This is a genomic window from Streptomyces sp. NPDC052721 (assembly GCF_040678315.1).
Lineage (GTDB): Bacteria > Actinomycetota > Actinomycetes > Streptomycetales > Streptomycetaceae > Streptomyces.
The window spans coordinates 56859-81204 of the sequence record NZ_JBFATL010000037.1; the positions used below are offsets into that span (position 1 = coordinate 56859).

Annotated in this window: 25 protein-coding genes and 1 pseudogene; 4 read left to right on the forward strand and 22 right to left on the reverse strand. The window is 73.4% G+C overall.

The window, feature by feature from the left end; all coding sequences use genetic code 11:
- Positions 1 to 327: 327 nt before the first annotated feature.
- Positions 328 to 984 (reverse strand): histidine phosphatase family protein, encoded by a 657-nt coding sequence (locus tag AB0L21_RS29360; protein ID WP_365706924.1) that lies wholly within the window; start codon positions 982 to 984, stop codon positions 328 to 330.
- Positions 985 to 1062: 78 nt separating this feature from the next.
- Between AB0L21_RS29360 and AB0L21_RS29365 the strand changes: the two genes are divergently transcribed.
- Together AB0L21_RS29365 and AB0L21_RS29370 are read left to right on the forward strand one after the other, a co-directional pair.
- On the forward strand, positions 1063 to 2568 hold the full coding sequence (locus AB0L21_RS29365) for a phosphatase PAP2 family protein (RefSeq protein ID WP_365787451.1): 1506 nt from the start codon (positions 1063 to 1065) through the stop codon (positions 2566 to 2568).
- A 124-nt stretch (positions 2569 to 2692) separates the two neighbouring features.
- Positions 2693 to 3514, forward strand: coding sequence for a class I SAM-dependent methyltransferase (locus tag AB0L21_RS29370; protein WP_365787453.1), 822 nt, complete (start codon positions 2693 to 2695; stop codon positions 3512 to 3514).
- A 12-nt stretch (positions 3515 to 3526) separates the two neighbouring features.
- Here AB0L21_RS29370 and AB0L21_RS29375 read toward each other — a convergent pair whose 3' ends face one another.
- From AB0L21_RS29375 to AB0L21_RS29435, 13 genes are all read right to left on the reverse strand, one after another.
- The gene (locus tag AB0L21_RS29375; protein WP_365706918.1) at positions 3527 to 3823 is read right to left on the reverse strand and encodes a gas vesicle protein K; all 297 of its coding nucleotides are present in this window, start codon (positions 3821 to 3823) and stop codon (positions 3527 to 3529) included.
- Positions 3820 to 4008 carry a gas vesicle protein gene (locus AB0L21_RS29380; RefSeq protein ID WP_014676017.1) on the reverse strand — a complete coding sequence of 63 codons (189 nt, stop codon included), beginning with the start codon at positions 4006 to 4008 and terminating at the stop codon, positions 3820 to 3822. The genes AB0L21_RS29375 and AB0L21_RS29380 overlap by 4 nt, the downstream gene beginning before the upstream one ends.
- A complete protein-coding gene (locus AB0L21_RS29385) occupies positions 4005 to 4802 on the reverse strand; it encodes a GvpL/GvpF family gas vesicle protein (protein ID WP_365787455.1) in 798 nt (265 codons plus the stop codon). The genes AB0L21_RS29380 and AB0L21_RS29385 overlap by 4 nt, the downstream gene beginning before the upstream one ends.
- The gene (locus AB0L21_RS29390) at positions 4799 to 5134 is read right to left on the reverse strand and encodes a gas vesicle protein (RefSeq protein ID WP_365706914.1); all 336 of its coding nucleotides are present in this window, start codon (positions 5132 to 5134) and stop codon (positions 4799 to 4801) included. Before AB0L21_RS29390 ends, AB0L21_RS29385 begins: the two co-directional genes overlap by 4 nt.
- The gene (locus tag AB0L21_RS29395) at positions 5131 to 6318 is read right to left on the reverse strand and encodes an SRPBCC family protein (protein WP_365787458.1); all 1188 of its coding nucleotides are present in this window, start codon (positions 6316 to 6318) and stop codon (positions 5131 to 5133) included. Before AB0L21_RS29395 ends, AB0L21_RS29390 begins: the two co-directional genes overlap by 4 nt.
- The gene (locus tag AB0L21_RS29400) at positions 6315 to 6965 is read right to left on the reverse strand and encodes a DNA primase (RefSeq protein ID WP_365706910.1); all 651 of its coding nucleotides are present in this window, start codon (positions 6963 to 6965) and stop codon (positions 6315 to 6317) included. The genes AB0L21_RS29395 and AB0L21_RS29400 overlap by 4 nt, the downstream gene beginning before the upstream one ends.
- A 2-nt stretch (positions 6966 to 6967) precedes the next feature.
- Positions 6968 to 7225 (reverse strand): gas vesicle protein GvpG, encoded by a 258-nt coding sequence (locus AB0L21_RS29405; protein WP_365706908.1) that lies wholly within the window; start codon positions 7223 to 7225, stop codon positions 6968 to 6970.
- 31 nt (positions 7226 to 7256) lie between these two features.
- Positions 7257 to 8027, reverse strand: a complete 771-nt coding sequence (locus tag AB0L21_RS29410; protein WP_365787460.1) for a GvpL/GvpF family gas vesicle protein — start codon at positions 8025 to 8027, stop codon at positions 7257 to 7259.
- On the reverse strand, positions 8024 to 8443 hold the full coding sequence (locus tag AB0L21_RS29415) for a gas vesicle structural protein GvpA (RefSeq protein WP_365706904.1): 420 nt from the start codon (positions 8441 to 8443) through the stop codon (positions 8024 to 8026). The genes AB0L21_RS29410 and AB0L21_RS29415 overlap by 4 nt, the downstream gene beginning before the upstream one ends.
- Positions 8444 to 8521: 78 nt before the next feature.
- Complete coding sequence (locus AB0L21_RS29420) at positions 8522 to 8908, reverse strand: gas vesicle protein (RefSeq protein ID WP_365706902.1); 387 nt, start codon at positions 8906 to 8908, stop codon at positions 8522 to 8524.
- 45 nt (positions 8909 to 8953) lie between these two features.
- Positions 8954 to 9889: a non-homologous end-joining DNA ligase gene (ligD, locus tag AB0L21_RS29425; protein WP_365787462.1), complete on the reverse strand. Its 936-nt coding sequence runs from the start codon at positions 9887 to 9889 to the stop codon at positions 8954 to 8956.
- A complete protein-coding gene (locus tag AB0L21_RS29430; protein WP_365787464.1) occupies positions 9886 to 11733 on the reverse strand; it encodes a transketolase in 1848 nt (615 codons plus the stop codon). Before AB0L21_RS29430 ends, ligD begins: the two co-directional genes overlap by 4 nt.
- A gap of 73 nt (positions 11734 to 11806) precedes the next feature.
- On the reverse strand, positions 11807 to 13351 hold the full coding sequence (locus tag AB0L21_RS29435) for an NAD(P)/FAD-dependent oxidoreductase (protein WP_365787466.1): 1545 nt from the start codon (positions 13349 to 13351) through the stop codon (positions 11807 to 11809).
- 214 nt (positions 13352 to 13565) lie between these two features.
- Between AB0L21_RS29435 and AB0L21_RS29440 the strand changes: the two genes are divergently transcribed.
- Positions 13566 to 14519: an LLM class F420-dependent oxidoreductase gene (locus AB0L21_RS29440; RefSeq protein WP_365787468.1), complete on the forward strand. Its 954-nt coding sequence runs from the start codon at positions 13566 to 13568 to the stop codon at positions 14517 to 14519.
- 41 nt (positions 14520 to 14560) lie between these two features.
- On the opposite strand, the gene AB0L21_RS29445 is transcribed toward AB0L21_RS29440, so the two are convergent.
- Positions 14561 to 14977: a phage holin family protein gene (locus tag AB0L21_RS29445; RefSeq protein WP_365787470.1), complete on the reverse strand. Its 417-nt coding sequence runs from the start codon at positions 14975 to 14977 to the stop codon at positions 14561 to 14563.
- An 80-nt stretch (positions 14978 to 15057) separates the two neighbouring features.
- Here AB0L21_RS29445 and AB0L21_RS29450 point away from each other — a divergent pair.
- Positions 15058 to 15207: pseudogene (locus tag AB0L21_RS29450) on the forward strand (VOC family protein); the annotation flags it as partial.
- Positions 15208 to 15233: 26 nt separating this feature from the next.
- Here the strand turns inward: AB0L21_RS29450 and AB0L21_RS29455 are convergent.
- The 7 genes from AB0L21_RS29455 to AB0L21_RS29485 form a co-directional block, all read right to left on the reverse strand.
- Entirely contained in the window at positions 15234 to 15779 is a 546-nt protein-coding gene (locus tag AB0L21_RS29455) for a GNAT family protein (RefSeq protein ID WP_365706889.1), read from the reverse strand.
- A gap of 17 nt (positions 15780 to 15796) precedes the next feature.
- Positions 15797 to 16720, reverse strand: coding sequence for an LD-carboxypeptidase (locus AB0L21_RS29460; protein ID WP_365706887.1), 924 nt, complete (start codon positions 16718 to 16720; stop codon positions 15797 to 15799).
- Entirely contained in the window at positions 16717 to 18684 is a 1968-nt protein-coding gene (locus tag AB0L21_RS29465) for an LpqB family beta-propeller domain-containing protein (RefSeq protein ID WP_365787472.1), read from the reverse strand. The genes AB0L21_RS29460 and AB0L21_RS29465 overlap by 4 nt, the downstream gene beginning before the upstream one ends.
- A 4-nt stretch (positions 18685 to 18688) precedes the next feature.
- Entirely contained in the window at positions 18689 to 20005 is a 1317-nt protein-coding gene (locus AB0L21_RS29470; protein ID WP_365706883.1) for a M20/M25/M40 family metallo-hydrolase, read from the reverse strand.
- The gene (locus AB0L21_RS29475) at positions 19998 to 20831 is read right to left on the reverse strand and encodes a M55 family metallopeptidase (protein WP_365706881.1); all 834 of its coding nucleotides are present in this window, start codon (positions 20829 to 20831) and stop codon (positions 19998 to 20000) included. Before AB0L21_RS29475 ends, AB0L21_RS29470 begins: the two co-directional genes overlap by 8 nt.
- Before the next feature lie 69 nt (positions 20832 to 20900).
- Positions 20901 to 21620 (reverse strand): class I SAM-dependent methyltransferase, encoded by a 720-nt coding sequence (locus tag AB0L21_RS29480; protein WP_365787474.1) that lies wholly within the window; start codon positions 21618 to 21620, stop codon positions 20901 to 20903.
- Between the two features lie 138 nt (positions 21621 to 21758).
- Positions 21759 to 24212: a SpoIIE family protein phosphatase gene (locus AB0L21_RS29485; protein WP_365787476.1), complete on the reverse strand. Its 2454-nt coding sequence runs from the start codon at positions 24210 to 24212 to the stop codon at positions 21759 to 21761.
- Positions 24213 to 24346: the final 134 nt, after the last annotated feature.

Here is a 24346-nt window from a genome sequence, read left to right on the forward strand (position 1 = left end):
GGCACCGCGAAGCCGGCCCGGCGAGACAGCACCGCGGCACGCGGGCACCGCGAAGCCGGCCCGGCGAGACAGCACCGCGGCACGCGGGCACCGCAGAGCCGGCCCGGCGAGACAGCACGACGGCACGCGGGCACGGTGGTGCCGGACCTCGCGGCAGGCGCGTGGCGCCATCGCGGCTTCGGCCGCCGCTCCCGGACCGCCGGGGGAAGCCGTGCGGACCGCAGGGCACGACGCCGGGCGCCACGGCGACCATGCGTCACCGTGGCTGCACCGCTCGGCCCCGCGCCGACCGGCCCTCGTCGGCCCCCACGCCGGGCGACCCGTCGGCTACCCCGTCGGGCCCAGCGCCTCGCCCGCCGGGCCGCCCTCGCCCGCCGGTGCCACTGTGGCGCCCTCCCAGGACAGGGCCTTCCAGCCGTCCGTCGGGGAGCCCTCCAGGATGATCACGCCGGTGTTCTCCAGGGGACGGGCCGCGGCGAAGGTGACGTCGACGTTGGCGGCGCGGGCAGCGGTCCAGACGCGGATCGCGGCGCCGTGGCTGACCATGGCGACGCACCGGGCGCCGCTCGCGGCGGCCTCGGCGACGACCGCGTCGTACCGGGCCAGGGCCTCCTCACCGCTCTCCCCGCCGGGCATGCGCAGCGCGGTGTCCCCGGCGGCCCAGGCGAACACCGTGCGCAGATACCGCTCGCCCTGCGGGGTGTGCCCCGGCAGCATCTCCAGGTCGCCGGCGGACAGCTCGCGGATGCCGTCGCGGACGATGACCTCCAGGCCGCGGGCGGCGGCCAGCGGGGCGGCCGTGAGCTGCGTGCGGACCAGCGTGGACGCGTAGAGCGCCTCGATGTCCTCGCCGGCGAGGACCTCGGGCAGCGCGGCGGCCTGCGCCTCGCCGAGCGGGGTCAGCCCCGGGCCGGGCACGGCGGTGTCCAGCAGGTGGTTCAGGTTGGACGGGGTCTGGCCGTGGCGGACGAGGAGCAGACGCATCCGGGGTTCTCCTCTCGCACCGGGCCGGCGGCCGGCGCACGGGGACAAGAAACGGGCCCTTCAGGGTAAGCGCACCCCATGAGCCCCGACGTGGACCTGACTACCCCCGCGACCGCCGCCCGCGCCCCGCTGCGTACGCTGCTCGACCTCGACGGCCGCCTTTTCGAGGCCGCCGCAGCCTGGCACTGGCCCGGCGCCGAACGCGTCCTGCCCCGCCTGAGCCGCAGCGCGAACCACGGGGTGCTGTGGTTCGCGACGGCCGCCGCGATGGCCGCGAGCCGCACCCCCCGGGCCCGCCGGGCGGCGGCCCGCGGTCTGGTCTCGCTCGGCCTGGCCTCGCTGACGATCAACACGCTCGGCAAGCGCTCGGTGCGCCGGGCCCGGCCGGTGCTGGACCCGGTGCCGCTGGTGCGGCAGCTGAAGCGGCAGCCGATCACCACCTCCTTCCCGTCCGGCCACGCGGCGTCCGCCGCCGCCTTCGCGACCGGCGTCGCCCTGGAGTCCCCGGCGTGGGGTGCGGCGGTGGCACCGGTGGCGTTCTCGGTGGCGATGTCCCGGGTGTACACGGGGGTGCACTTCCCGAGCGACGTACTGGCCGGGGCGGCGCTCGGCGCGGGCGCCGCCTTCCTGGTACGGCGCCTGGTGCCGACCCGCTCCCAGATCCGGCGGCCCGCCCGGCCGCGTGCCGGGGTCCCGGCGCTGCCCGAGGGTGACGGTCTGGTGGTGGTCGCCAACCGGGCGTCGGGGACGGCGGACCGGGTGCGGGCGCTGCACGACGCGCTGCCGAGGGCGGAGATCGTCGAGTGCGCGCCGGAGGAGGTCGAGGACGAACTGGAGAAGGCGGCGGCCCGGGCCCGGGTGCTCGGGGTGTGCGGGGGCGACGGCACGGTGAACGCGGCGGCCGTGGTGGCGCTGCGGCACGGTCTGCCGCTCGCCGTGCTGCCCGGCGGCACCCTCAACCACTTCGCCTACGACCTGGGCGTGGAGGACGAACGCCAGCTGGCCGAGGCGGTCCGGCACGGCGAGGCGGTCCGGGTGGACGCGGTCCGGTTCACCACCCGAGACGCCCAGGGGGTGTTCCTCAACACGCTGAGCCTCGGCGTGTACCCGGAGCTGGTGCGCGCGCGGGACGGCTGGTCGCACCGGATCGGCGGCTGGCCGGCCGGGGTGCTCGGCGCGCTCCGCGTGCTGCGTGCCGGGCGACACCCGTTGGAGGTGGAGCTGGGCGGTGAACGCCGGCCGCTGTGGCTGCTCTTCGTCGGCAACGGCGTCTACCACCGCATGGGTCTCACGCCGGGCCGCCGTACCGATCTGGCGGACGGCCTGCTGGACGTGCGGGTCGTGCACGGCAGCCGCAGGCCCGCGCTGCGGCTGCTCACCGCCGCGGTCGCGGGCCCGCTGACCCGGTCGCCCGGGCACGCGGCGGTCCAGGTGAACCGGCTGCGGCTGACCGGTATCGCCCCGGGCACCCCGCTGGCGTACGACGGTGAGGTGACGGCGGTGTCGGGCGAGATGACCCTGGAGAAGCTGCCGGAGGCCCTGACGGTCTACCGCCCTCTTCCGGCCACCCGTCGAGGCACGTGAGGCAGCCCCCTCTGTCCACATGATGAAACCCTGGTCTCATCATTCGGCGCACCCGCGGTACGGTTGAGCCGTACCGGCGGACGGGTCCGGCCGGTGACGCCGACGAGGGTGAAGAGGTTCCGCCATGCCGAAAGCGCAGGAGACCGCCGTCTACACGCACGGGCACCACGAGTCGGTGCTGCGATCGCACACCTGGCGGACCGCCGCCAACTCCGCGGCCTATCTGCTCGGCGTGCTGAAACCCCACATGAGGATCCTGGACATCGGCTGCGGGCCCGGGACCATCACCGCCGACCTGGCGGAACTGGTCCCCGACGGCCGGGTCACCGGCGTCGACCGGGCACCCGGCGTCCTGGAGCAGGCCCGGGCCACCGCGGCCGGCCGCGGTCTGACGAACGTCGACTTCGCGGTGGCCGACGTCCACGCCCTGGACTTCCCGGACGACACCTTCTGCGTGGTCCATGCCCACCAGGTGCTCCAGCATGTCGGCGACCCCGTGCGGGCGCTGCGCGAGATGCGCCGGGTGACGAAGCCGGGCGGGTTCATCGCCGTACGGGACGCGGACTACGCGGCGATGACCTGGTATCCGGCGGTGCCCGGCCTGGACGACTGGCTGGACCTGTACGAGCGGGTGGCCCGGGCCAACGGAGGTGAACCCGACGCCGGGCGCCGGCTGACGGCCTGGGCACGCGCCGCGGGCCTGAGGGAGGTCACGGCCGGCTCCAGCACCTGGACGTTCGCCACGCCCGAGGAGCGGGCCTGGTGGAGCGGTCTGTGGGCGGACCGCACCCTCGCCTCCGACTATGCCGACCGGGCCACACGGGGAGGGCACGCGACCGCGGAACAACTGCGGGCCGTGTCGCGGGCCTGGCGGGACTGGGGGCGGCGGGAGGACGGCTGGTTCGCGGTCCTGCACGGGGAAATTCTGTGCCGGAAAGAAGCCTGATGCACGGATTTCCTAGTTCCCGTCGCGCGGAAGCAGCGGTCCGAGCGGTCCGAGGTCCAGGTTGAGGTCCTCGGGCCGCAGTCCGTACCGGTCCCGCAGCTCGGCCATCCGCTCCTCCAGGAGCATCAGGGTGAGCCCGATCCGCTCCTCCTGCTCCTCGGTCAGCTCACCGGTGTCGAAGCGGCGCACGGCCTGCCGCTCCATCAGCTGGCGCAGCAGCTCCACCACGGTCAGCACGAGCTTGACCAGGTCGCGTTCGACCGTGTCGGGTTCCAGGTCCAGCCGGTTGCGGCGCTGCCGCGCGGTCATAGGAGCTCCTCGAAGGGCGACGGGACCTGCTGGTTCACGGAACTGATCAGCGCGTTCAGGTCGATGCGGACGAGATCGACGTCCGCGATGCGCAAGGTGATGTCGCCGGTGATGACGACTCCGCCGGCCAGCAGCCGGTCCAGGAGGTCGACCAGCGCGATCTCGCGGCGTTCGACTACGGTCACCGCCCCTCCCCCGATTCCACGCTCGGTTCCGCTGCCGATTCCTCACCGGAAAAGGAGTACGCGGCCCACGGGCCGGTGAGTTCCACCCGGATTCCGGGTGCCTCGTCCTTGGTCCGGTCGACCATTTCCACGAACTCCTCGGAATGCGCCCGGGGCACCAGATAGGCCGCGTTGAGCACATTTCGTCCCGGCGTTCCGGAGAGCGCGGAGTTCTGCGGAGGATGCATCCGGAAATCCTCGGCGCGCTCGGCGAGGCGCTCGTGCAGACAGTGGGCGAACCGCTCGGCCCGCTGCCACTTCTCCTCCTGCGCATGGCTGTGCTGGCGCCGCCGGCGCAGATAGTCCCGCCCGCTGGCCGGCCGTGCCGCGGCGGCGGGCTCGGGTTCGGCGGGCTCGGGTTCCAGATACACCTTCACGCCCCACTCCACGCGGCCGTGCAGCCGGTCGAGCAGACGCCGGAAGTCCTCCTCGCGGGCCTCGATCATCATGCGGACGGCGCTGTCGTCGCGGAAGACGGTGGCGAGCCGCAGCGGCAGCGGGGTGGTGACCGTGGTGAGCGCGTCGACCACGCCCTGGTGGGCGCGGGCGGTCGCGGCCAGCCAGTCCAGGTCCTCCAGGTGGGTCTTCAGCGCCTCCTCGCAGAAGTCGGCCTCCGGGACCGTGCTGACCACCGCGACCAGCCCGTGGTGGTGCAGCAGCGCCGGCGGGGCGCCGCCGACGCCCCGCAACTCGGCCTGCAAGGGCGTCCCGAAGGGGCGGCAGACGGCGTACACGTACCGCAGTCCGGTCGTCATGGTGCCTCCTTCGGGGCGCGGCCCGGCTCCAGTTCCTCCAGCCGGGCGAGCCGTTCTCGCAGCTCGGCGTTCTCCCGGGTGAGCTCGTCGCGGCGGGCCCGGGAGGAGAGGGCCGGGTCGCTCTCCCACCAGTCGATGCCCATTTCCTTGGCCTTGTCGACCGAGGCGACGATGAGCCGCAGTTTGACGGTGAGCAGTTCGATGTCGAGCAGGTTGATCCTGATGTCCCCCGCGATGACGACACCCTTGTCGAGTACACGCTCAAGGATGTCGGCGAGGTTCGCCCCCGAGCCCTGGCCATAGGGCTCGGGAAAGCGGCCGGGTGTCGTCATCGACGGCTCCCGCGCTCGGCGTACTCAGGCTCCTCTTCCTCGTACTCCTCCTCGCCTTCCTCGTCCTCCGCGGGCTCCTCGGCCTCGCCCTCGTACTCCTCCTCGCCTTCCTCGTCCTCGGCCTCCTCGTCCTCGGCCTCCTCGTTCTCGTTCTCGTTCTCGTACGAGTCCTCGTCGCCTTCCTCGGCCTCGTCGCCTTCCTCGGCCTCGTCCTCGTACTCGTCCTCGTAGGGCTCCTCTTCCTCTTCTTCTCTCTCCTCGCCCTCTTCTTCCTCTTCGCCTTCCTCTTCCTCCGCCCGGGGCTCCTCCTCCGCGAGGGCGTCCTCGTGGCTGCGGACCACCTCGCCGTCGCGGATCTCGCCGCGCCAGCTGTCCTCCGCCTCTCCCTTCAGGGTGATGAAGCGGGCGAAGTTCTTCAGGTCCAGCCTGGCCCGGCGGCCCTGGGCGCGCCAGATGTTGCCGGTCTTCTCGAAGAGGCCGGTCGGGTAGTACTCCATGACCAGCAGGACCCGGGTGAGGTTCTCCTCCAGCCGGTGGAAGGAGACCACGCCCTTCGTGGTGCCCTTGGCGCCCTCCGACGTCCACTGGATGCGGTAGTCGGGGATCTGCTCGGTCGTCTTCGCCTTCCAGCTCCGGGTGGACCAGAAGACCTTGGCCCGCCAGTCGGATTGGGTGTCGTCGGCGCGGTTGGCGCTCTTGACGCCCTTGGCGAAGGTGGAGAAGGACTGGTACTGGGTCCACTGGTCGTAGGCCGTGCGCAGCGGTACGCCGACGTCGACGGACTCCATGATGACGGTGGGCTTCTTGCCCGCGCCGCCCTTCTTGCCCTTGCTGCCGCCGAGGCCGCGCACGGTGTCCAGCACCTTCTCCTTGGCCTGGGAGGCGCCCAGCTCCAGCGCGGAGCGCACCGGTCCCTTGCCCTCGGCGAGCTTGCGCCCGCCCTCCAGTGCCAGTCTGGCGAAGCCCGGGCTCTTGCCCTCGGCGATGTCGTTCAGCTTGCCGGTGGTCTCGCCGAGCTTGCGGCCGATCCCGGCCAGCAGCCGCTGGGCCTGTGCGTTCAGGTACTCCTGGGCCTCTTCCTTCAGCCGGTCGGCGGCCTCGCTGCGGGCGAGCCCGGCCAGCGGGGCCGCCGCGCCCGTGGCCCGGCCCGCCTTGGAGGTCACTCTTCCGAGGGTGTCGGTCATCGGTCATCGCCGCCCTTCGACTGCCGGGAGCCGGCGCTCCGTGCGGCGCCGCCGGCCGCGGCCGTCTTCCTCGCGGCCGTCTCGCGGGCCGCGTCCGTCTTCTTGGCCGCCGCCTTCTTGGCCGGGGCCTTTCCGGCTGTCGTCCCGCCGGAAGCCTTCTTCGCCGGGGCCTTCTTCGACGGCTTCTTTGCCGTCTTCTTCCGGGGCGCCTCGTCCGCGTCGCCCCGGGCCTCCCCCCTGGGCTGTTTTCGCTCCCCCCGCTTCTCCTCCTGCTCCTGCTGCTCCTCGTCCTCGTCCTCGTCCCGCTCCTCGTCGGAGCCGGTCGGCACGACTCCGGACAACTGGTCGCGCACCTGCGCCGTACGGCCGTGCAGCCGGTCGGCGAGCGAGTTCATCTGCCGCTCGACCATCGCTCCGGTGGCCGCCTTGCCGACGCCCCGCAGGTCCTGGCGGAGCTGGTCCCCGATCTCCTTGAACTGCGGGTTGTCCAGCAGCTGCCGGTTCAGCTGGTCCGCGAGCGCCCGCGGGCTGAGGTTCATCTTCTTCCCGGCGGCCAGGGAGCCGACCGCGAGCGCCATCTTCAGCTTCTTCGTGCGTCCGAGCAGATATCCGGCCCCTACGGCGAGGCCCAGTGCCGTTCGGTTCATGGTCACGTCCCATTGCCTGTCGTGTCGCCGTGATGCAGGGCGATCTCCAGCCGGTCGAGCAGTTCGTCCTCGCGCCGGTCGAACTCCTCCTCGGTGATCTCGCCCGCCTGCAGCTGCTCTTCGAGGCGGGCCAGCTCGGCCCGGACGGTGGCCGGGTCGTAGTAGATCCGCTCCGCTTCCCGGACCAGCTGCCGAATCGCCCACGCGCTGCCGCGCACCGGTGCGAAGGGCAGCAGCAGCACCTCCGAGATCAGTCCCACGGATCTCCTCCTTCCGTCCGGGCCCCGGCCGCTACGACGCTCCGGCGTCGGCGCCGGCCGTGGCGCTCGTGGGCGCGGCCGGACCGGGTTCGACGAAGCTGTACGGCGGCAGCGGGCCGTTGACCCGCAGTTCGAGATGGGCATGGCTCTTGCGCACCCGCTCGGCGGCGGCCAGGAAGTCCTCGGCCGACTCGCGGGAGACCAGGAACGAGACGTTGAGCAGCCAGCCGGTGGACTCCGGGCCCACGCTGACCGCCGAGGCGGACGGCTGGAGCAGGCGCTGCACCTCGGCGGCGTCCTCGGCCTCCTTGGCCTTGACGGCGGCGGCGACCATCTCGCCGAGGCGGATCCGGTCGTCGTAGGTGCCGCCGCCCGACCGCCGGTTGGCCTCGGCGAGGGCGCGGACCTCCGCGTTCTCGGCCATCACGCGGTGCAGGACGGCCTCCTCGATGTGGGTGGCCTTGACGTTGTACTCGACCTTGCCCTCCAGCTCGCGCAGCCGCTCCAGGTAGTGCTCCGCCCGCTCGGTCAGCACCGACGTGACGGTGTCGTCGTCGGGGGAGACGCTGCCGAAGCGCATCGGCAGCACACAGCCGGCCGCGCCCGCCTCGGCGAGCACGTTCTGGTGCGCGAGGAGGTCCCGGCGCTTGGGGCGCAGGCCCTCCGGGGCGTCGCTGACGACGGCGGCGAGCTCTCCGGCCGTGAGGACCCGGACGGGCCGGGGCGGTTCGCCCACCCCGGTCATCCCCTCGGGGAGCGCCGGGTGCGAGCGCGCGGTGATGCCGTAGACGTACGTGCTCACTCCTCTTCCTCCTTCCGGCGGGCCGCGGTCTTACGGGGGCGCCGGGGCTCGGCCTCGCCTTCCTCCCGGGCCTGCTTGAACGCGTCGGATATGGTCTGCGCGGCGCCGGACAGCGCGCCCTTGGACTTGCCGCGGGCTCCGCTCTCGGTGATCTCGCCGACGAGATCGGGCAGTCCGGGGGCCTTGTGGGGTCCTGCCTCCAGGTCGAGGCGGTTGCAGGCCTCGGCGAAGCGCAGATAGGTGTCGACGCTGGCCACGACGACCCGGACGTCGATCTTCAGGATTTCGATGCCGACCAGGGAGACCCGTACGAACGCGTCGATGACGAGCCCCCGGTCGAGAACCAGCTCCAGGACGTCGTAGAGGCCGCTGGTGCCGCCTCCGCCGCCGGACTGCTGTGCCGGGACAACGGTCATGCCGGCCGCTCCTCCTCGTGTGAGTGGTGGATGGTCGGGGCCACGCCGGATGCGTGGCCGCCGGACGCGGGCGGGGGCCTAGCCGCCGGGTCGGCGCGCGTCGGCCCGCCCGCGCTCGTATCGGCGAACGCGTCGGTAGCCGGTGAGCTCCCCGTCGGGGTCCAGCTCGACCAGGTAGCTCGCCATCAGGCTCATGGTGTCCGGGACCCGGGCGATTTCCATCACCTCGACCTCCAGCGACCAGCCGTCCTCGGTCTGCTCGAAGGAGGACACGGTCTCCGGGACGAGTCCCGTCAGTTCGGCGAGCTGGCTGCGCGCCTGGCGCAGCACCTCCATGGGGGTCGGCCGCCGGGCGTCCGTCTCGTTGTGTGGGGTGTCGTGCGTCTGCTCGGTGCTGTCCGAGTTCTTGGAGTTCTGGGAATTCTGTGAATTCTGTGACTGCGATGTGCTGTGTGTGTTCGACATGGCCACCTCTTCCTGCGGGTGGCCCCTCATTCCCTGGCCAAACCTTCAGGAGCGCATGTCGGCGAGGCGGCTCCGGGCCGGGCCCAGCGCGCGCCCGCGGGCCGGCAGACCGGCCCAGGGGTCGGTGCGCGCCTGGTCGACGGCGTCGGCGATGCTCCAGCGGCGGGCGTCGAGCCCTGGGTCGTCCAGTTGCTCCCAGGTGAGGGGGACGGCGACCGGGGCGCCGGGGCGGGCGCGGACGGTGAAGGGCGCGACGGCGGTCTGGGCGTACCCGTTGCGCTGCACGTCGAGGTAGAGGCGGTCGCCGCGGTCCTGTTTGCGGGCGGCGGTGGTGAGCCGGTCCGGGTGCCGTGCCGCGGCGAATTCGGCGACGTCGTGGGCGAACTCCCGTACGGCGTCGAAGTCCTGGCGGCCGTCGAGCGGGACGACGAGGTGCAGTCCGCGCGAGCCCGTGGTCATCGGGGCGGCGGGCAGCCCGAGTTCGTCCAGCAGCCCGCGCAGCCAGGCGGCGGCCTGGCGGACGGCGCCGAAGTCGTCCCCGGGGGGATCGAGGTCGAAGACGAGCCGGTCGGGGTGGTCGAGGCCGCCGGCCCGGTCGGTGCGCGAGAGCCAGCGGTGCAGAGTGAGGCAGGCCTGGTCGGCGAGGTACAGGAGGGTCGCGGTGTCGTCGCAGACGACGTGCGCGACCGTACCGCCTTCCTTGGCGACCTCGGCCCGGGTGATCCACTCCGGGTAGTGCTCCGGGGTGTTCTTCTGCATGAACCGCTGGCCGTCGAGTCCGTCCGGATACCGTTCCAGCATCAGCGGACGGCCCCGCAGGTGCGGCAGCAGGTACGGCGCCACGGACCGGTAGTAGTCGGCGAGGTCGCCCTTGGTGTACTCCTTCGCGCCCCCGCCGCCGGGGAAGAGCACCTTCCCCGGCCGCTTGATCTGCACCGTGCGGCGGCCCGCGCGTATGGTCCGCGCGTCGTCCCGGCTCATCGCACGACCGCCTCCTCGACCAGCATCCTGGCCGCCGCCGCGATGCCCACGGCGTCGATGCCGGCCGCGTACAGCTGCTCGTCGGGCGCGGCCGAGCCCGGCATGGTGCGCACCGCGAGCCGGACCAGGCGGGGCACCGGCCTGCCGTCGCCGAACACCTCCGCGACGGCGTCGCCGAGGCCGCCCTCCGGGTGGTGGTCCTCCACCGTCAGCAGGCAGCCGGTCTCCTCGGCGGCCCGGTGCAGGGTCGCGGCGTCGACGGGCTTGACCGAGTACAGGTCGATCACCCGGACCCGGATGCCGTCCGCGGCGAGCCGGTCGGCGGCGGCCAGCGCCTCGGGCACGGTCACCCCGGCGGCGACGACGGTCAGCCGGTCCTCCTCGCCGGCGCGCAGCGTCTTGCTGCCGCCGACCGGGAACTCCTCGTCGGGGCCGTAGATCACCGGTGTCTTGCCGCGGGAGGTGCGCAGATAGCGGATGCCGTCCAGGCCGGCCATGGCCGCGACCAGCCGGGCGGTCTGGTTGGCGTCGCACGGGTACAGCACCGTCGAGCCGTACACGGACCGGAACATCGCCAGGTCCTCCAGGCCCATCTGGGACGGCCCGTCCTGCCCGATCGCGACCCCCGCGTGCGAGCCCACCAGGTTGATCCCGGAACCGCTGATCGACGCCATGCGCACAAAGTCGTGGGCGCGGGTCAGGAACGCGGCGAACGTGGAGGCGTACGGCACCCAGCCGCGCGCGGCCATGCCGACGGCCGTGGCGACGAGCTGCTGCTCTGCGATGTAGCACTCGAAGAACCGGTCGGGGTGCGCCTTGGCGAACTCCTCGGTCCGGGTGGAGTCGCCGACCTCGCCGTCCAGGGCGACGACGTCACCACGGGCCGTGCCGAGCGCGGCGAGGGCCTTGCCGAAGGCGTCCCTCGTCGCGGCCTCGTCGCCCTGCTCGTAGCGCGGCAGCCGCACCACCTCGGTGGTGAGCGAGCGCAGCGCGGCGGCGGCCTGCGGCTCGGACACGCGGACGTGCAGCGAGCGCGGCCCGCCGAGTTCGGCGATGGCCTCCTCGGCCTCGGGCAGCGGCTTGCCGTGCAGGCCCTCGCGGTCCTCGACGGCGGCCACGCCCTTGCCCTTCATGGTGCGGGCGAGGATCACGGTGGGCTGCCCGGTGGTGGACAGCGCCTCCCCGTAGGCCCGGTCGATCGCGTCGACGTCATGGCCGTCGATCTCGATGGTGTGCCAGTCGAAGGCCTGGAAGCGGCGGGCGTAGGCGTCCAGGTCGTGACCGTGCCGGGTGGGGCCGCGCTGGCCGAGCCGGTTGACGTCCACGACGGCGACGAGGTTGTCCAGGTTCTCGTAGCCGGCGTGTTCGGCGGCCTCCCACACCGAGCCCTCCGCCAGTTCGCTGTCGCCGCACAGCACCCACACCCGGTAGTCGGTGCGGTCCAGCCGTTTCCCGGCGAGCGCGATGCCGACCCCGACCGGCAGGCCCTGGCCGAGCGAGCCGGTGGCCGTCTCCACCCAGGGCAGCCGCCGGGGCGTCGGATGGCCCTCCAGCCGGCTGCCGAGCTTGCGGAAGGTGACCAGCTCGCCATCCTCGATCGCGCCGACCGCCTTGTACGCGGCGTACAGCAGCGGTGAGGCGTGTCCCTTGGACAGCACGAAGCGGTCGTTCGCGGGGTGCTCGGGGCGCTCGAAGTCGTAGCGCATGTGGTTCGCGAGCAGGACGGCCAGCAGATCGGCGGCGGACATCGAGGACGTGGGGTGCCCGGATCCCGCGGCGGCGGACGCCCGCACGCTGTCCACGCGCAGCTGCTGCCCCAGTTCGGCGAGTTCGTCGGTGTTCATGAGTCTCCTCGGTCTCCTTGCGCTCGGTCACGCCCGGTCGCGCCCGACGGCGCTCGGTGGCGTTCCGTCGCGGTCAGTCGGATTCGTTCGCGCGGTCCGCGGGATCGGCGGGGTCCGTGCGCTTGACGGGGCCGGGGGCCGGATGGTCCGGACCGGCGCCGGCGGGCTCACCACCGGGCTGGTTCTTCGCGGGCTCGCCGCCCGGCTGGTTCTTCGCCGGCTCGCCGCCCGGCTGTCGCTTCGCCGGTTCCTCGGGCATCGGCTTGTGCGTCATCAGCTCGTCTCCTGCCTGTAGGGCCGGCCGCTCAGGGCCGCCCGGTACCCGCGCCACTTCCGGTGAGGCCGTGTCCAGCGGGACCGACCAGGCTCGTACCAGGCCCAACTGGACGCTCTGGCGCGGTAGTACGGCGTCCAGCAGCCAGTCGGCGGCGACCCGGACGCGGTTGCCGGGCAGCGAGGCCAGGTGATAGCCACGGGTGACTGCGCCGGCCGCCGGGCCGGACAGCGGGATGCCGAACGGGTTGGCGGCGGCCTGGACCCCGCCCAGGTCGACGGCGAAGCCCAGGTCCCGGTGGCGGTACGGGCGCCGGCGCCGGCCGAGGCCGAGCGAGCCGGCCACGTTCTCCCCCGCCACCCGGCCCTGCCGCCAGGCGTGCTGGGCCGTCATGGGCGTGAACTGCCCCGGACGCTCCAGGTCGGGCACGGCGGCCGCGTCCCCGCAGGCGAACACGTCGGTCCGGCCCGGCAGTTGCAGATACGGGTCGACGATCAGCCGGCCGCGCTCCAACGGCTGCCGGACGGCCTCCACCAGCGGATCGGGCCGTACGCCCACGCACCACACCAGCGTCCGGGACGCGACGGACTCCCCGTCGGTGAGAAGCACCCCGTCCCGGGTGGCCTCCTTCACCGACGTGCCCATCCGGACGTCGACACCCCGCGCCCGCAGCACCCGGTCGGCCGTACGGGACAGCCGCTCGTCCATCTCCGGCAGCACGCGCGGCGCCACGTCCAGCAGGATCCAGCGGGGGCGCCGCCCGCCGGGCAGCGGGTGCCGGCGGACCAGGCGGTCGGTGAGCATCTGCAGATGGGCGGCCACCTCGGTGCCGGTGTAGCCGGCGCCGACCACCACGAAGGTGCACCGGGCGGCGCAGCTCCTCGGGTCCTCCTCGGCGGCGGCGAGTTCCACCTGCCGGGTCACGTGGTCGCGCAGGTACAGCGCCTCGGGCAGCCCCCGGAAGCCGTGCGCGTGCTCGGCGACGCCGGGGATCGGCAGCAGCTTGTTGACGCTGCCGACGGCCAGCACCAGCCGGTCGTAGCCGAGGGTGCCCGCACCGCCCTCGGGGTCGGAGTAGTGCACGGTACGTGCGTCCAGGTCGACACGGTCCGCCTCGCCGAGCACCAGGCGCACCCCGCGCAGCGTGCCGGGCAGCGACACGGTGACCCGACGGGCCTCCAGGACCCCGGCGGCGACCTGTGGCAGCAGCGGCAGGTACAGGAAGTAGTCGGTCGGGTTCAGCACAGTGATGTCGGCCCGGTCGCGGGTCAGCCGGGCCAGGGTGCGGGCAGCCCGGTACCCGGCGAAACCGGCGCCGACGATCACGACGCTAGGTCGGCTCACGGTGCGCCTCCGGCGGTGTGGCTCGTCCGAGGTCTTCCGCGTAACCGGGGCCGGGGCACCCAAACGCCGGGCCGGTCACCCGGACGCCGGTCGGAGCACCCGAACGCCGCCGTGCCCGACACCGCCGTACCGGCGTTTCGCGCTGCCGGCCCCGGTTACCCGGGCCGCGTCCGGATCACGTCCCCCCGGCTTCGCCCGCGCGGAGGTTTCCCCGATGCCCGAGTACGGCTATTTCCTGGCGAGCGAGGAACACGACCCCGCAGCCCTCGTCGAACAGGCCCGGATGGCCGAACAGGCCGGTTTCCAGGCGCTGTGGATCTCCGACCACTACCACCCGTGGAACGACGCGCAGGGACAGAGCCCGTTCGTGTGGTCGGTGATCGGCGCGCTGTCGCAGGCGGTGTCGCTGCCCATCGAGACCGCGGTGACCTGCCCGACCGTGCGCATGCACCCGGCGGTCGTGGCGCAGGCCGCGGCGACCAGCGCGGTGATGACGCAGGGCCGCTTCCGGCTCGGCCTCGGCACCGGCGAGGCGCTGAACGAACACATCCTCGGCGACCCCTGGCCGCCGCTGCACGTACGCCTGGAGATGCTGGAGGAGGCCATCCAGGTGATGCGCCGGCTCTTCACCGGCGAGGAGGTCAACCACCACGGCACGCACTACACCGTGGAGAACGCCCGCCTCTACACCGTCCCCGAGGAGCCCGTCCCGATCGACATCTCCGGCTTCGGCCCGAAGGCGACCTCACTGGCCGCCCGCGTGGGCGACGGCTACATCACGATGATGCCGGAGGAGGAGATGGTCACCCGGTTCCGCAAGGGCGGTGGCGGGGCCAAGCTGGTCAGCGGCGGCACGAAGGTCTGCTACGGCGCCGACCGCGACGAGTGCGTCCGTACGGTGCACCGGCTCTGGTACAACGAGCTGCTGCCCGGCGAGATGGGGCAGGTGCTGCCCTCGCCCCGGCACTTCGAGCAGCTGCACGAGCTGGTCACCGAGGACATGGTGCGGGAGAAGTCGGTGTGCGGGGACGACGTGGACGAGCACGTCTCGGCGTTGAAGGCGTTCGCCGACGCCGGGTTCGACCGGGTGTACGTGAACCAGATCGGGCCGGACCAGCGGGGGTTCTTCGACTTCTACCGGACGAAGGTCCTGCCGCAGCTCGGCTGATGGAGGAGGGGGTGGGGCCGGCGGCCCCGCCCCCTTCCTCGTCATGCCCTGTGGTGGGGTGTGTCCGGCGGTGTCTGCGGCATCGGGGGGTACGGCATTCCCAGGCCGCTCGGCGGGGCGGCCGGCGGAGTGCCGCCGAGCACGCGGTGCGGGGCGTGGGGTCCGTGCCCGGAGTGGGCTGCGCCGCGGAGGCTGTAGGCGACCGCGCCCATGAGCGCCGCGGTGATCAGCGCCGCGGCCCAGCCGGGCAGGCCGATCGCCAGGGCCAGACCCACGGCGAGGGCCACCGCGCCGCCCGCGTACAGGGCGGCGGCGCCCGACGCGGCGTAGAGCATGGCGGTGCGGCGCTGCTTGCGGGACTGCTCGCGCAGCTCCTCGCGTACCGTCTCGCGTGCCACCTGTGCCAGCTCTTCGACGAGATGCTTGTCCAGATGTTCCAGGTGATCCAAACGGTCCATACCCTGCGGGTACCCGCCGGGCACAGCGGGTAACGCCGGGGGCCTGCGTGCGCCCGGCGGCCCCAACCAGGCTCGGACGCATGGAGATTCTGGGCGCCTCGCTGCGCATCTGCGTCGACGACCTCGAAGCCGCGATCCCCTTCTACGAGCGCCTGTCGGGCGGCACGGCACTGCGCTTCCGGCGCGGCGGCGTCCAGGTCGCCGCGGTCGGTTCCTTCCTGCTGATGAGCACGTGGACCAGCGCGGCTGAACCCGCTCAGTCGCGCATCTCGGTGGTGAGGGCCCAGCGTTCGTGATCGCGCCAGGCTCCGTCGACGTAGATCATGTTCGGCGAGAAGCCCTCCAGGCGGAACCCGGCGCCCCGGGCGAGGGCGATGGAGGCCGCGTTGCCCGGCTGGACGTTGATCTCCAGCCGGTGCAGGCCGAGCGGCCCGAACGCGTACCCGATCACCAGCTCCATCCCTTCACGCATCAGGCCCCGTCCGGCCGCGTGCGCGAAGACGCCGTAGCCGAGGGCGCCGCACTGGAAGCCGCCCCGCACGATGTTGTTGATGTTGATGAAGCCGGCGATGGCCCCGCTGTCCTTCTCGCACACCAGGAAACCGGCCCGCGCCGGGTCCTCGATGAGCCGGCCGGCGTAGTCGGCGTACGCCTCGTCGTTGTCCGGCGGGAACAGCCAGGGCCGGTGCAGGTCCTTGCTCTCCCGGGCCCGTGCGGTGAACTCGGGGCCGTCGGCGAGGGTGAACGGGCGGATGGCGACGCGCGGGCCCTCGGCGAGGGGGCGGGACGGCGGGTGCGGCATCCGGCCAGCCTACGGGGTCAGCGCAGCGCGGGCTCGTCCAGCGTCAGCGTGCCCGCCTCCGCGTCCAGCGTGGCGGCGACTCCGAGCGGAATCGTCAACGCCCCTTCCCCATGGCCGAAACCGACGTTCTCGGCGACCGGGACCCCGAGTCCGCCGAGCCGGTCGGCCAGCAGGGCCCGCAGCTCGGTGTAGTCCGCGCAGTCCGCCCAGGAGCCGAGCAGCACCCCGCGCACCCCCTCCAGCCAGCCGGAGCGCAGCAGCTGGGTGAGGTAGCGGTCCAGCCGGTACGTCTCCTCGCCCACGTCCTCCAGGCAGAGCAGTCCGCCACGCGCGGAGGGCCGGGCGTGCGGGGTGCCGAGTTCGGCGGCGAGCAGGCAGAGGCAGCCGCCGAGGGTGACGCCCCGGGCCCGTCCTGGGACGAGGGCCGTACCGCCGGAGGCGATCGTGCGGACCGTCTCGGGGGCGAACAGCGTGGCCCGCAGATGCTCCTGGGCCCGCGCGTTCTTGATGAAGTCGACGCCGGCCGCCATCGGCCCGTGCAGTGTGGCGAGGCCCAGGCGGGTCGCGAAGGCCTCGTGCAGGACGGTGAGATCGCTGAACCCGACGAACACCTTCGGTCCGGCCGCCCGCAGCGCGTCCCAGTCGAGCAGGTCGATCACGCGCTGCGCGCCGTAGCCGCCACGGGCGCACAGCACGGCGTCCACGGCGGGGTCGCACCAGGCGTTCTGGAGGTCGGCGGCGCGGTCGGCGTCCGTGCCGGCCAGGTAGCCGAACTCGGGGTGCCGGTCCAGGACATGGGGTGCGACCACCGGGTCGAGGTCCCAGCCGCGCAGCACGTCGAGGCCCGCCTGCAGCCGCTCCTCGGGCACCGGCCCGCTGGGGGCGACGACGGCTACCCGCGCACCCGGCGCCAGCCGCCGGGGCCGTACGAGTTCCTTCACCAGCTCAGCTCCACCTTCGGCACCGACGGTGTCGGATCCAGCCCGAACACCTGGGCGTACAGGGACAGTTCGGCCTCCAGGGCGCGGACCATGGTGTCGGCCCGCCGGAACCCGTGCCCCTCCCCCGCGAAGGTGAGGTAGGCGTGCGGCACGCCCCGGCCCGCGATCCGGGCGAGGAAGCGTGCGCACTGGGCGGGCGGGCAGATGACGTCGTCCAGGCCCTGGAGCAGCAGGAACGGCGCGGTGAGACGGTCGGCGTGCGCGGTCGGGGAGCGTTCGGCGTACCGGGCGGGCACCTCGGCGCGCGGGCCGATCAGCGACTCCAGGTAGCGGGACTCGAAGTCGTGGGTCCCGCCGGGTCCCCAGCTGGCGAGGTCGAGCACCGGGTAGACGATGGTGCCGCAGGCGTAGACGTCGGTCGTGGTCAGGGAGGCGGCGGCGGTCCAGCCGCCCGCGCTGCCGCCCCGGATGGCCAGCCGGGCGGGGTCGGCGGTGCCCTCGTCGGCGAGGGCACGGGCGACGGCCGCGCAGTCCTCGACGTCGACCACGCCCCACTGCTCGCGCAGCCGCTCCCGGTAGGCCCGGCCGTACCCGGTGGAGCCGCCGTAGTTCACCTCGGCGACCCCGATGCCCCGCGAGGTGAAGTAGGCGATCTCCAGGTCGAGCACGAGCGGCACCCGGCTGGTGGGGCCGCCGTGCGCCCAGATGACGTACGGCGGCAGCTCGCCGTCGGGCGCGGTGCGGGCGGGGTGGTGCGGCGGGTAGACGTGGGCGTGCACCTCGCGCCCGTCCGAGCCGGTGAAGGTGCGGATCCGTGGCTCCGGGTAGTAGGCCGGGTCGACGGGGTCCCGGTGCCGGGAGCCGATCGCACGGGCACGGCCGGTGGCAATGTCCAGCTCGACCACTTCGTAGGCGGTCCGCGGGCCGGCGGCGACCGTGACGACGCGTGCGCCGTGGGTGGCCAGGGTGGCGGCGCACTCCGTCCACGGTCCGACGGCGTCCACGATCTCGCCGGTCTCCGGGTCCAGTATCCCGAGCGCGGCCGGCCCGCGACCGTGGACGACCGCCAGGAGACCGTTGTCCAGGGGCGCGAACCAGCGCAGCCCGAGTTGCCACAGCGGTCCGCCGAACTCCTCCGCGCGCGGGCACAGGGGGGTGCCGTCGCGGTAGAGGTTCCACCAGCCGCTGCGGTCGCTCGTGTACAGCAGGCTGCCGTCCGCCGACCACTCGACCTGGGCGACGGCCTCGTCCGGGCCGCCGGCGACGGTCCGCGGGTCCGTCAGCCGGCCGTCCTCCCCCACGTCGGCGACCAGCAGCTCCGTCCCGTCCCACGGCATCCGTGGATGGTCCCAGGCCAGCCAGGCGGCCCGCCGGCCGTCGGGGGAGAGCCGGGCGCCGGTGAGGAACCGGTGCCGGGGCTCGATCAGCTCGCGGACGGCGGTGCGGTCGCCGGCGGCGGAACCGTCCAGCGGTACGGCGGCCACCAGCCGCCGTATGTCGTCGGGGCCGTCCCCCGTGGACTCCTCCAGCACGCACCACACCTCACCCCGGGCGAGGTCGACCCGGGGCTCCGCCCAGCGCAGGCCGCCGCCCACGGGGGAGACCGGGGTGAGCGGGGTGGGCTCGCCGCCGGGCTCGTACCGGTACAGCCGCTGGTCGGCGAAGTGCACGAAGACGATCAACGGCCGGCCGTCGTGGACGGCCCCGGCCCAGGGCCGGCCGCCGTACTCGATGACGCGGCTGCGCACGTTCCACGGCGCGGGCAGCACCGACTCCTCGCCGCCGTCGGTCCGCCGCCGTACCAGGGCCCGCCGGCCGCCCTCGGCCGGCCGGGGCTCGGTCCACCAGACCTCGTCCCCGACGAAACCCACCCAGTCCGGCCGCCCGTCGTGCGCGGCGGCGAGGGCCGCGTCGATCGGCGAGGGCCACGATCCGTACGGCGCGCTCTGCATCCGCTCCCCCATTCGTCTAGGCCGTCCGCAGGAACCGGTCCAGGACACGGACCCCGAAGTGCAGCGCCTCCACGGGCACCCGCTCGTCCACGCCGTGGAACAGCGCCTGGTAGTCCAGGTCCACGGGCAGCTTCAGCGGGGCGAAGCCGTAGCCGGTGATGCCGAGCCGGGAGAACTGCTTGGCGTCCGTGCCGCCCGACATGCAGTACGGCACCACATGCCCGCCCGGCGCGAACTCCTCCACAGCGGCCCGCATCTTCGCGAACACCGGCGCGTCCACCGGTGCCTGGAGGGCGACTTCGCGATGCGCGAACTCCCAGTCGACGTCCGGCCCCGTCAGCTCGTCCAGCGTGGCGGTGAACTCCTGCTCCCCACCGGCCAGATAGCGCCCGTCCACGTGGGCGACCGCCTCGCCCGGGATGACGTTGAGCTTGTAACCGGCGTCCAGCATGGTCGGGTTGGCGCTGTTGCGGACGGTCGACTCGACCAGCTTGGCGGCCGGGCCGAGCTTCTCCAGCAGCCGGTCCACGTCGGTGAAGTCGGGGTCGATGCCGTACAGCGAGGCGAGTCCGGTGAGGGCGGCCCGTACGGTGGGCGTGAGCCGGAGCGGCCACTCGTGCTCGCCGATGCGGGTGACGGCGGCGGCGAGCCGGGTCACCGCGTTCTCCCTGTTCACCTTGGAGCCGTGCCCGGCCCGGCCGCGCGCGGTGAGCTTCAGCCAGGCGGTGCCCCGCTCCCCCGCGGCGATCGGGTAGATCTCCCGCCCCGCCCCGTCGTGGAAGGTGAAGGCGCCCGACTCGCTGATGCCCTCCGTGCAGCCCTCGAAGAGTTCGGGATGCCGGTCGGCGAGGAACCCGGAGCCGTCCTCGGCGCTGGCCTCCTCGTCGGCGGTGAACGCGAGGACGAGGTCCCGGCGGGGCCGCACGCCCTGCCGGGCCCAGGACCGGACCACGGCCAGGATCATCGCGTCCATGTTCTTCATGTCGACGGCGCCCCGCCCCCACACCACGCCGTCCCGGACCTCGCCGGAGAACGGGTGCACGGTCCAGTCGGCGGCCTCGGCCGGCACCACGTCGAGATGGCCGTGCACCAGCAGCGCGTCGGCGGACGGGTCGGTGCCCTCGATCCGGGCCACCACGTTGGTGCGGCCCGGGGTGCGCTCCAGCAGCAGGGGGTCCAGGCCCGCCCCCGCCAGCCGTTCGGCCGCGTACTCGGCGGCGGGCCGCTCCCGGCAGTCCCCGCCGCCCCGGTTGGTGGTGTCGATGCGGATCAGGCCGGAGGTGAACTCCACGACCTCGGCCAGGGCCAGTTCGTCGGCCTGCTGGTCAGCCATACTGCTCCTCCACGGCGGCAGAGACGATCGTGGTGACCGCCTTGAACGTCCTGATCCCCTCGTACATCGTGGCGCTGGTGTACGCCACCTTCCGCTCCCCGATCCGCGCCACGCCGGGCACGACCGTCGCGGCCAGCGCGAGATGCTCGGCGTCGAACTCGACCGCGACCGTGAACGGCCCCGCACCGGCCGGTTCCTGTCGGACCGCCAGCTGTGCGGCCTCCTTGGCCGCCGCGCGGATGTCGGCCGCGGTCCGAGCCGGGGTCCGGCACACGGCCGCGTACCGGGACACATGGTCCTTGACGGCGACCTTCAGGGCCCCGGGCGCGTAGCCGAGGGCGTCCTCGCAGGCCACGTCGTCGCCGGTGACGAGGACGACGGGGACGCCGTACTCGGCGACGACGTGCGCGTTGAGCAGACCCTCGCTGGCGCGGACGTCGTTCAGCCACACCCCGGTGATCTGGTTGGCCAGGTAGGTGTGGGCGAGGACGCCTTCCATGCCGGCGCCCGCGTGGTAGCCGACGAACGCGACGCCGTCGATGTCACCGTGCTGGACGCCCTCCACCATGGACAGCGCCTTGTGCCGGCCGGTGAGCATCTCGACCCGCTCGTCGAGCCGCTCCAGCAGGAGGTTGCGCATGGTCCAGTGGGCCTCGTTGACGAGCACCTGGTCGGCGCCGCCGTCGAAGAAGCCCTCCACGGCGGCGTTCACGTCCGAGGTGAACATCGACCGGCACCGCTCCCACTGCGGCGTCCCCGGCAGCACGTCGGCGGGCCAGGTGACGCCCGTGGCACCCTCCATGTCGGCACTGATGAGGATCTTCATGGACCGTCACGTTACGCGCCGAGCGGCGGACAGGCTACGACCTCGCCCCAGAAGCGATCACGGGTCCGGTCAGGCTTTGGCGAGGACGAACCAGCGGGCCGGCAGGTCGATGCGGGTGCCGTCCGCGAGGTGCTCGGTCTGCGGCAGTGTCGTCTCCCCGTCGGCCAGGACGGCGAGACCGGCCTTGGCGAGCAGCCGGGGGATCTCCTCGTCGGGGGCGTCGGCGGGCTTGAGGCCGTGGTGGAAGACGCGCTGGAGCTTGGGTCCCGGGCCGCCCGGCTCGGACGCCGCCCGCCGCAGGACGTCCCGGGAGCCGGAGGTGAGTTCGACCACGAAGGCCCGGCCTTCGGCGCCGATGAGTTCGGCGACGGCGGCGGCCACCGCGGGGCGCGCGGCCGGTTCGCTCTGGTGGATGACGGCCCGCATGTAGACGTGGCTGTCGCCGAGCCGCTGGTGCAGGGCGCGGACGGCGTCGGTGTCGGTGAGGTCGAGCTGCTGGAACTCGACGGGGTCGCCGTTCGCGGCGCGGCGGGCGTGCTCGACGGCGGCGTGCGAGAGGTCGACGCCGACGGCGCGGGCGAAGCGGGTGGCCAGGTAGCGGGTCTGGGTGCCGTTGCCGCAGCCGAGGTCGACGATCGTCCGGCCGGTGTCGGCGTGGGCCAGGAGCAGTTCGCTGTGCGGTGCGGCGCTCAGCGAGGGGTCGGCGTCCCAGATCGCCTCGCCCCGGCCGTCGGAGGTCTCACGCCAGTAACTCTCCCACGCGTTGCGGTAGTTCTCCGAGACGTTCATGCGCTCTCCCCACGGGTCGGTTCCGTGATCGGAATATCGCGGGGACCGGGGGCGGGGCAAGGGCCGGGTGGCCACCTTCACGAGATGTACGGCCCCTGGTCGCCCCGTGCGGCGCGCGGCCCTCGCGCCGCGCTCGCGTCAGTGGCCGGTGCTGACGGCCTGCTCGAACCAGACGGTCTTGCGGTGTCCGCTGGCGCTGGCGCCCCACTCCCGGGCCAGCCGGCTGACCACGCGCAGGCCGCGGCCCGACTCGTCGTAGGGGCCGGCGCTCAGCATGGCGGGCAGGGCCGGTTCGTCGTCGGTGACCTCGAACAGCAGCGCGTCCGTGCGGACCACCCGCAGCCCGACCCGGTCGCTCTCCGCATGCCGGACGGCGTTGGTGACCACCTCGCTGACCAGCAGTTCCGCCGTCTCCACGGCCTGCGGCAGGCCCCAGTCCAGGAGCCGTTCACGGACCAGGCGGCGGGCTCGGGCCACCTCGCGCGGGTCGGCGTCGAGCCGCCACTCGGCGACGTGCTCGTCGGGGATGCCGTTGAGGCGGGCCATGAGCAGGGCGACGTCGTCCTTGCGTCCACCGCGGGTGTTCAGGGCTCGGATGATGGTGTCGCAGGCGTCGTCCATGGAGGCCGCGGGGTGGGCGGCGGACTCGCAGAGCGCGGCGAGCCCCTCGCCGATGTCGGAGCCGCGCACCTCGACCAGTCCGTCGGTGCACAGCACCAGCCGGTCGCCGGGCGCGACCTTGACCCGCGTGACCTCGAAGGGGACGCCGCCGACGCCGATCGGGGCCCCGGTGGGCAGGTCCAGGAGTTCGCTGCTGCCGTCCTCGGCGCGGACCAGCACGGGCGGGATGTGGCCGGCGTTGGCGAGGGTCAGGTCGCCGCGGATCGGGTCGTACACGGCGTACAGGCAGGTGGCGAGGTAGGTGTCACCGAGCCTGCGGGCCAGGTCGTCCAGGTTGCGCAACAGCTGGGCGGGCGGGGTCTCCATCGCGGCCATGGTCTGGACGGCGGTGCGCAACTGGCCCATCATCGCGGCCGAGTTGAGGCCGTGGCCCATGACGTCGCCGACCACGAGGGCGGTGCGGGAGCCGGGGAGTTTGATGGTGTCGAACCAGTCGCCGCCGATCCGGCCGAGCCGGGTGCCGGGCAGATAGCGGGTGGCGATGTCGCAGCCGGCCATCCGCGGGGCGACCTGCGGCAGCATGCTGTCCTGGAGGGTGTCGGCGACGTTCTCCTGGTAGGTGTACATGCGGGCGTTGTCGAGCACGAGGCCCGCGCGGGCGGCGAGTTCGGCGCCGGTGGTGCGGTCCATGTCGTCGAACTGCGGCCGGTCGGGGCGGCGCATCAGCACCATGAAGCCGAGGACGACGTTGCGCGCCTTGAGCGGGACGATGAGCAGCGACCGGCCGCCGATGAGGGGCCGCAGGTCGCGCTTCTCGAACTCGCCGGAGATCCGCTCGGACAGTTCCTCGGTGACCCTCGGGACGAGCACCGGCTCGCCGGTGACCATGCACTTGTAGAACGGGGTGTGCTCGGGGAAGGCGAAGGCCTCGCCGACGGGCACGGTGTCGTCCCAGCGGCCCGGTTCGTCGTTGTGCTCCACCCAGACGCGGAACATCACGGTGCTGGCGTCCGGCGGGCCGTCCGGGAAGCCTTCGCCGGCCAGCACCGCGGCGCGCAGATGAGTGCCGGCGAAGTCCGCGAACCGGGGCACGGCGGCGCTGGTGACCTCGCGGATGGTCTCGCCGAGGTCCAGGGAGGAGCCGATGCGGGAGCTGACCTCGTTGAGGAACTCCAGCCGCTCGCGGACGGCGGCGTACTCCAGGTCCTGCTCGGCGCCGGCCGGGACCACGGCCACGGCCCGCTGCTGCGGTACGACGGTTTCCTCGGCGCGGGTGCGGCCCGGGCGGCGGGGCACGCCCCAGTACGGGGTCACGGGCACCCGGTCGTACTGGCTGAACTCCAGGACCGGGTAGCCGAGTTCGAGGACCTGCGCGACGATGCGGGCGCTGAGTCCCGGGCCCATGTTGGGCAGGATCTCGGGCAGCCGCCGTTCGAGTTCGTCTGAGGCGGGCAGTTCGGTGTGGCGGGCGAAGCCGGGCGAGACGCGTTCGGCGGTCTCGTCGTCGTATCCGCGTTCGTCGCGCAGCCGGGTTGCGTCGGCGGCGAGCACGAGCAGGCGGGCGGGGTCCGGGCCGACCAGTGGGTAGGCCCACCACAGCACGTCCAGCCGCTCGCCGTCGGGCGTCTGCGGGGGCGGGCAGAGGCGGGCGCGGCCGGCCGTGGGGTAGCCGTTGTGCCCGCCGAGCGAGGTCTCCAGGTCGGGGCCGGGTCCGTCGTACGTCTCGTAGGCGTCCGGCATCGCACCGTCCTGCAGGTCCTCCGGCAGGGCGCCGGAGACGGGCAGCAGGTCGGCCGCGGGCTGTCCGACGGCGTCCTCGCGGCTCACGCCGAACAGGCGCCGTGCGCCGGTGCTCCAGTGGGACACCAGCCCGGCCCGGTCGACGACGACCACGGCCAGCGGAATCCGGCCCGCGGCGGTGTCGCCGATGCCGCGCCCGGGAGCTGTGTCCCGCTCGCTGCCACGGTCCATGGCCCAGGCCCTCTCTCCCCACGGCTGTCCGCAAACGATCTGTGCCGCCCGCCACTACGGTAAGACGACCGCCGGTCGCGATGTGTGGCAATCCTGGAATTGGTTTCACCGGATCGCTCCGGCCCGGCGGGCGG

Coding starts and splice junctions, on each gene's coding strand:
- AB0L21_RS29360 (WP_365706924.1), bottom strand. CDS start 984: ATGCGTCTGCTCCTCGTCCGCCACGGCCAGACCCCGTCCAACCTGAAC.
- AB0L21_RS29365 (WP_365787451.1), top strand. CDS start 1,063: ATGAGCCCCGACGTGGACCTGACTACCCCCGCGACCGCCGCCCGCGCC.
- AB0L21_RS29370 (WP_365787453.1), top strand. CDS start 2,693: ATGCCGAAAGCGCAGGAGACCGCCGTCTACACGCACGGGCACCACGAG.
- AB0L21_RS29375 (WP_365706918.1), bottom strand. CDS start 3,823: ATGACCGCGCGGCAGCGCCGCAACCGGCTGGACCTGGAACCCGACACG.
- AB0L21_RS29385 (WP_365787455.1), bottom strand. CDS start 4,802: ATGACGACCGGACTGCGGTACGTGTACGCCGTCTGCCGCCCCTTCGGG.
- AB0L21_RS29390 (WP_365706914.1), bottom strand. CDS start 5,134: ATGACGACACCCGGCCGCTTTCCCGAGCCCTATGGCCAGGGCTCGGGG.
- AB0L21_RS29395 (WP_365787458.1), bottom strand. CDS start 6,318: ATGACCGACACCCTCGGAAGAGTGACCTCCAAGGCGGGCCGGGCCACG.
- AB0L21_RS29400 (WP_365706910.1), bottom strand. CDS start 6,965: ATGAACCGAACGGCACTGGGCCTCGCCGTAGGGGCCGGATATCTGCTC.
- AB0L21_RS29415 (WP_365706904.1), bottom strand. CDS start 8,443: ATGACCGTTGTCCCGGCACAGCAGTCCGGCGGCGGAGGCGGCACCAGC.
- AB0L21_RS29420 (WP_365706902.1), bottom strand. CDS start 8,908: ATGTCGAACACACACAGCACATCGCAGTCACAGAATTCACAGAATTCC.
- ligD (WP_365787462.1), bottom strand. CDS start 9,889: ATGAGCCGGGACGACGCGCGGACCATACGCGCGGGCCGCCGCACGGTG.
- AB0L21_RS29430 (WP_365787464.1), bottom strand. CDS start 11,733: ATGAACACCGACGAACTCGCCGAACTGGGGCAGCAGCTGCGCGTGGAC.
- AB0L21_RS29440 (WP_365787468.1), top strand. CDS start 13,566: ATGCCCGAGTACGGCTATTTCCTGGCGAGCGAGGAACACGACCCCGCA.
- AB0L21_RS29445 (WP_365787470.1), bottom strand. CDS start 14,977: ATGGACCGTTTGGATCACCTGGAACATCTGGACAAGCATCTCGTCGAA.
- AB0L21_RS29455 (WP_365706889.1), bottom strand. CDS start 15,779: ATGCCGCACCCGCCGTCCCGCCCCCTCGCCGAGGGCCCGCGCGTCGCC.
- AB0L21_RS29465 (WP_365787472.1), bottom strand. CDS start 18,684: ATGGGGGAGCGGATGCAGAGCGCGCCGTACGGATCGTGGCCCTCGCCG.
- AB0L21_RS29470 (WP_365706883.1), bottom strand. CDS start 20,005: ATGGCTGACCAGCAGGCCGACGAACTGGCCCTGGCCGAGGTCGTGGAG.
- AB0L21_RS29475 (WP_365706881.1), bottom strand. CDS start 20,831: ATGAAGATCCTCATCAGTGCCGACATGGAGGGTGCCACGGGCGTCACC.
- AB0L21_RS29480 (WP_365787474.1), bottom strand. CDS start 21,620: ATGAACGTCTCGGAGAACTACCGCAACGCGTGGGAGAGTTACTGGCGT.
- AB0L21_RS29485 (WP_365787476.1), bottom strand. CDS start 24,212: ATGGACCGTGGCAGCGAGCGGGACACAGCTCCCGGGCGCGGCATCGGC.